Here is a 5,019-nt window from a genome sequence, read left to right on the forward strand (position 1 = left end):
CCAGCGGCGGCAAGGACAAGGGCGCCACTGGCCGCCCGGTTCCACTGCTGACCCAATACCTGCTGGATCGCGCCAAAGCCTGAAACCAATGAACCTGGGCGGCGTCGCTTCGGCTGACGCCGCCCAGGCTCAGGAACCGCAATGACCAAAGTCGACTTTTACATCCTGCCCAGTGCCGATCCTTCGGCACGCCTGGACTTCGCCTGCAAGCTCACCGAAAAAGCCTGGCGCATGGGCCACCGCGTCTACCTGCATTGCAGCGACGCCGCCCAGCGTGATGATCTCGATGCACGCCTGTGGGCTTTCAAGGGCGAAAGTTTTGTGCCCCACGGCCCTGCTGAAAGTGAATCGGACGGTTTGATTGTCCTGGGTCTGGGTGACGACTGCGGTCAGCATCAGGACCTGCTGGTCAACCTCGACCTGAAAGTCCCGGCCTTTGCCCAGCGCTTCGCCCGCGTGGCGGAAGTGGTGGTTGAAGATCCGACGATCAAAGCGGCCGCGCGGGAGAGTTTCCGTTTCTACCGCGAACAGGGCTATCCTCTGCAAGATCACCGTTTACAGCGACTCTGAGCATTCCGATGGACACTCCAAAACCGCTGCAAAAGTCCGCGCATCTGCTGGACGACCTTGAGTCGATCCGCCAATTGCTCGGCGATGACAACCTGCAACCACCGCTGTTGACCGACACGGTCGAGGACGGTGACCAGGAACAGATCCCAATGTTGTTCGACACCGTCAGCGAACCTGCGCCGACCATCGCACCGACACCTCCCCCCAGGCCCGCCGCTCAACCAGCGCCAAGTGCCGAGAAGAACGGCGACGCGCTGCTGTACCTCGACAGCGAACTGCGCGCCGCCGCGCAACTGATCATGCAAGACGTGATCGACGACTTCGCACCGCACATCGAAACCGAAATCAAACGACGCCTTAGCGCGCGGCTTGAGCGGTTGCTAAGCCAGTACAACGATTGATACTGAGCTGACACATGTTGCTTTCCTGTAGGAGCAAGGCTTGCCCGCGATGGCGTCCGTGAGATCGCTATCGCGGGCAAGCCATGCTCCTACAAGAGCGCCGCGCATCAGGTGCTGAGGTAACGCCCGATCAAGGCAATCCCGCTGGCCAGCACCAACCAGGTCACCAACCGCACGAACGCCTCGCGGGACAAGCGCTTGGTCAGCCGTCGGCCAATCCACAACCCCAGCGCCATTGCCGGTAGCAGACACAGCGCCAACACCAGCAATGGCAGTTCGGCATACACGCCTGCGACCGCAAACAGACTCAAGCGCACCACGGTGCTGCAACTGATCAGCGCGCTTTGCGTCGCCCGCGCTTCATCCTTGGGCAGCCGACTGTTCAGGTAGATCGCATACAAGAAACCGCCACTGCCAAACAACGCGCCGAACATCCCGCCCACTGTCCCCATCGGCGCCGCCCACGCGGCGGACAACTGTTCCGGTCGGACTTTTATCCACAGGCTGTAGACCGCGTAGGCGCTGATGAACACCCCCATCAGCAGCAGCAACAGATCGGATTTCAGGTTCAGCAGGAAAATCACCCCGAGGGTGCAGCCCAGCGCCATGCACGGCAGCAACCGCAGCAACTCCGGTTTCGCCACATCCCGTCGCGAGGGCAACAGGTTGCCGAACGCCGCGACAAAATCCAGCAACACCAACAGCGGCACGATTTTCGACAATGGCATGAACAGAATCAGAATCGGCCCGGCGACCAGCGCCGTACCGAAACCGGCGATGCCGAATACGATGTAGGCCAGGGCGATGCCCGCGCCGATGATCAACCAGTCCATGGCGCCGAATGGCCATTGGGTCAACAACTCAACCACGCTCATTCCCCTTGTCATCCTTGATTACCGCTGACGACTTTAACCCTGTGCGAGCCAACTCGCTGCCACAAAAAAACCTTCCACAACGGATTTATGCCGGATCATGGAGATTGCCCACCAAATGCCTTTAAACTGCGCCCCATGATTAAAGATCCCTTTGCAAGACTCGGCCTGGACCGCGAAGTCCTCACCGTCAGCCAGCTCAACGGCCGCGCGCGGGTGTTGCTTGAAGACGTGTTCAGCAACATCTGGGTCGAAGGCGAAATCTCCAACCTCGCCCGCCCGGCGTCCGGCCACGTGTATTTCACCCTCAAGGACAGCGGCGCCCAAGTGCGTTGCGCGCTGTTCCGGCAGAACGCCGCGCGAGTGCGCCAAGCGTTGAAGGACGGCCTGGCGGTCAAGGTGCGCGGCAAAGTTTCGTTGTTCGAAGGACGCGGCGATTACCAGCTGATACTCGACACCGTGGAGCCAGCGGGTGACGGCGCGCTGCGCCTGGCCTTCGATGCCTTGAAGGAAAAACTCAGCGCCGAAGGCTTGTTCAGTGCCGAACGTAAAGTGCCATTGCCGGCGCACCCGCAACGTATTGGCATCATCAGCTCGCCGACCGGAGCGGTGATCCGCGACATCATCAGCGTATTCCGCCGCCGTGCGCCGCAAGTGCAACTGACGCTGATTCCCACCGCCGTACAGGGCCGCGAAGCGACGGCACAGATTGTCCGCGCCCTGAAGCTGGCGGATGCCCGTGGCTTCGACGCGTTGATCCTGGCCCGGGGCGGTGGCTCGCTGGAAGACCTCTGGTGCTTTAACGAAGAAGCCGTGGCCCGCGCCGTGGATGCCTGCGTGACGCCCATTGTCAGCGCCGTTGGCCATGAAACCGACGTCTCGATCAGCGACTTCGTGGCCGACGTTCGCGCGCCGACGCCATCCGCCGCCGCCGAACTGCTGGCACCGGACTCCAGCGACCTGGTGCGCCGGGTCGAAAGCCTGCATCGCCGACTGGTGATGCGCATGCGCGACCGGCTGATGCGTGATCGATTGCGCCTGGAAGGCATCTCTCGCCGTCTGCGCCATCCGGGCGAACGCCTGCGTCAGCAAGCGCAACGCCTGGATGATCTGGACATGCGCATGCGTCGCGCGTTTGAACGCAGCCTCAACACCCGACGCGAGCGACTGATCCGCCTGGAAACCCGCCTCGCCGGGCAACATCCCGGCCGGCAACTGGCGATGCTGCGCCAACGCCTCGACAGCCTTGCCGAACGCCTGCCCCGCGCCATCCGCGAGGGTCTGAAAAGCCGCCGCTTGCAGTTACAAAGCCAGATGCAGACGTTGCACGTGGTCAGCCCTCTGGCGACCCTCGGCCGCGGCTACAGCATTTTGCTCGACGAACGCGGCAACGCGATCCGCAGCGCCAAGCAAACCCATACGGGTCAGCGCCTCAAGGCCAAGCTCGGTGAAGGTGAACTGCAAGTGCGGGTCGAAGACAATCACCTGACACCCGTCACCCTTTCTCTACTGGACTGATCCATGCCGCGTTTTTTTGCTTCGCTGCTGCTGTTGTGCCTGACCTTCAATGCCCATGCCGACAGCTACATCACGCGCCTGTTGAACAAACCGGTGCCAGGCGGCGTGGCCGTCGTCGACCTGGGAGTTGCGGCACAAGCACCGAAAGCCAGCTATCAGGGCAAACCGGTGTTGGTGGTCAAGGAGCAGAACAACTGGCTGGCCATCGTTGGCGTGCCGTTGACGGTCAAGCCGGGTGCCCAATCCATCAGCAGCGGCGGTCGCGACCTGAAATTCACTGTCGGCAACAAGAAATACCCGGAACAGCGCATCACCTTGAAAAACACCCAGCAGGTCAATCCGGACCCGGAGAATCTCAAGCGCATCGAGCGTGAACTCGCCGAGCAGATTGCCGCCTATCGCACCTTCAGCCCGAACACCCCAAGCAACCTGCTGCTGGATAAACCGGTCAACGGCCCGCTGTCGAGCAAGTTCGGCGTGCGCCGCTTCTTCAACGGTGAAGAACGCAATCCCCATTCCGGTCTGGATTTCGCGGTGGGCGCAGGCACACCGATCAAGACCCCGGCGGCGGGCAAGGTGATTTTGCTCGGCAATTACTTCTTCAACGGCAACACCGTGTTCGTCGATCACGGTCAGGGCTTCATCAGCATGTTCTGTCACATGTCGAAGATCGACGTGAAGGTCGGCCAGCAACTGGCTCGCGGCGCAGTGGTCGGCAAAGTCGGAGCGACTGGCCGCGCAACCGGGCCGCACATGCATTGGAATATCAGCCTGAATGATGCGCGGGTGGATCCAGCGATTTTCATTGGGGCATTTCAGCCTTAGTAATTTGTGCCGGATACGCCTCAATCCCTGTAGGAGCCAGCCTGCTGGCGAAAAACGCTTAGGCACCGCGACCATTCAGGCATGGCTCGTTATCGATGACGTCCATCGCGAGCAGGGCTCGCTCCTACAGAAGCTTTCAGCACCACAGGCGATTGCGCATCGACCAAACCTTGCGCAAACAAGCAAAAGAACAACGCGAATCAACGCAATATAATCTCGATAAAGATGCGCTAGCGAGGATTCCTCTCAATTTTTTTCGACCGCTTGCCATCCTTCACCCCCAAGGTTAGGGTTGAAGGCATGAAAACCTCTCACACCCTCATTCAGCTCCGCCAGCACCGCAGTTTGTGCCTCGTCAGCGCGCGACTGCCGGGCTGAATCGCGGCGCCTCGTCCCAAGCGTTACCCCAAGAACTTTTGATCCACCGGCAGGCCGCCTTTTTTCGGCCCACACAATAAGGATTTCCCGATGAGCATGCTCAAAGACCCGTCTTCGAAATACCGCGCGTTCCCGACCATCGACATTCCGGACCGCACCTGGCCGTCGAAGACCATCACCAGCGCGCCGATCTGGTGCAGCTCCGACCTGCGTGACGGTAACCAGTCGCTGATCGAACCGATGGACGCCGTCAAGAAGCTGCGCTTCTGGAAAACCCTGGTGCAAGTCGGTGTGAAAGAAATCGAAGCGTCGTTCCCGGCCGCCTCGCAAACCGACTTCGACTTCGTCCGCACCCTGATCGAAGGCAACCACATCCCGGACGACACCACCATCCAGGTGTTGACCCAGGGCCGTGAAGACCTGATCGAGCGCACGTTCGAATCTCTGCGTGGCGC

The 5,019-nt window shown here is 60.8% G+C and carries 6 protein-coding genes and 1 pseudogene; 6 read left to right on the forward strand and 1 reads right to left on the reverse strand.

Features of this window, described 5'->3' with window-relative positions:
• From D8V06_RS30655 to D8V06_RS01270, 3 genes are all read left to right on the forward strand, one after another.
• Positions 1-83 (forward strand): hypothetical protein (locus D8V06_RS30655; RefSeq protein ID WP_241667753.1); only part of this gene is annotated, 83 nt, incomplete at its 5' end.
• Positions 84-141: 58 nt separating this feature from the next.
• Positions 142-570, forward strand: a complete 429-nt coding sequence (locus D8V06_RS01265; RefSeq protein ID WP_056855177.1) for a DNA polymerase III subunit chi — start codon at positions 142-144, stop codon at positions 568-570.
• 8 nt (positions 571-578) lie between these two features.
• Positions 579-971: a hypothetical protein gene (locus tag D8V06_RS01270; RefSeq protein ID WP_056855176.1), complete on the forward strand. Its 393-nt coding sequence runs from the start codon at positions 579-581 to the stop codon at positions 969-971.
• A 107-nt stretch (positions 972-1,078) separates the two neighbouring features.
• On the opposite strand, the gene D8V06_RS01275 is transcribed toward D8V06_RS01270, so the two are convergent.
• The gene (locus D8V06_RS01275; protein ID WP_130905809.1) at positions 1,079-1,846 is read right to left on the reverse strand and encodes a sulfite exporter TauE/SafE family protein; all 768 of its coding nucleotides are present in this window, start codon (positions 1,844-1,846) and stop codon (positions 1,079-1,081) included.
• Positions 1,847-1,981: 135 nt separating this feature from the next.
• Between D8V06_RS01275 and xseA the strand changes: the two genes are divergently transcribed.
• The 3 genes and pseudogenes from xseA to D8V06_RS01290 all read left to right on the forward strand — a co-directional run.
• Entirely contained in the window at positions 1,982-3,361 is a 1,380-nt protein-coding gene (gene xseA / locus D8V06_RS01280) for an exodeoxyribonuclease VII large subunit (protein WP_056855174.1), read from the forward strand.
• A 3-nt stretch (positions 3,362-3,364) separates the two neighbouring features.
• Positions 3,365-4,186, forward strand: a complete 822-nt coding sequence (locus tag D8V06_RS01285; RefSeq protein ID WP_056855173.1) for a peptidoglycan DD-metalloendopeptidase family protein — start codon at positions 3,365-3,367, stop codon at positions 4,184-4,186.
• 468 nt (positions 4,187-4,654) lie between these two features.
• A pseudogene (locus D8V06_RS01290) lies at positions 4,655-5,019 on the forward strand (2-isopropylmalate synthase); the annotation flags it as partial.

Origin of the sequence: Pseudomonas sp. Sample_24, from assembly GCF_004307605.1 — a bacterium.
Classification (GTDB): domain Bacteria; phylum Pseudomonadota; class Gammaproteobacteria; order Pseudomonadales; family Pseudomonadaceae; genus Aquipseudomonas.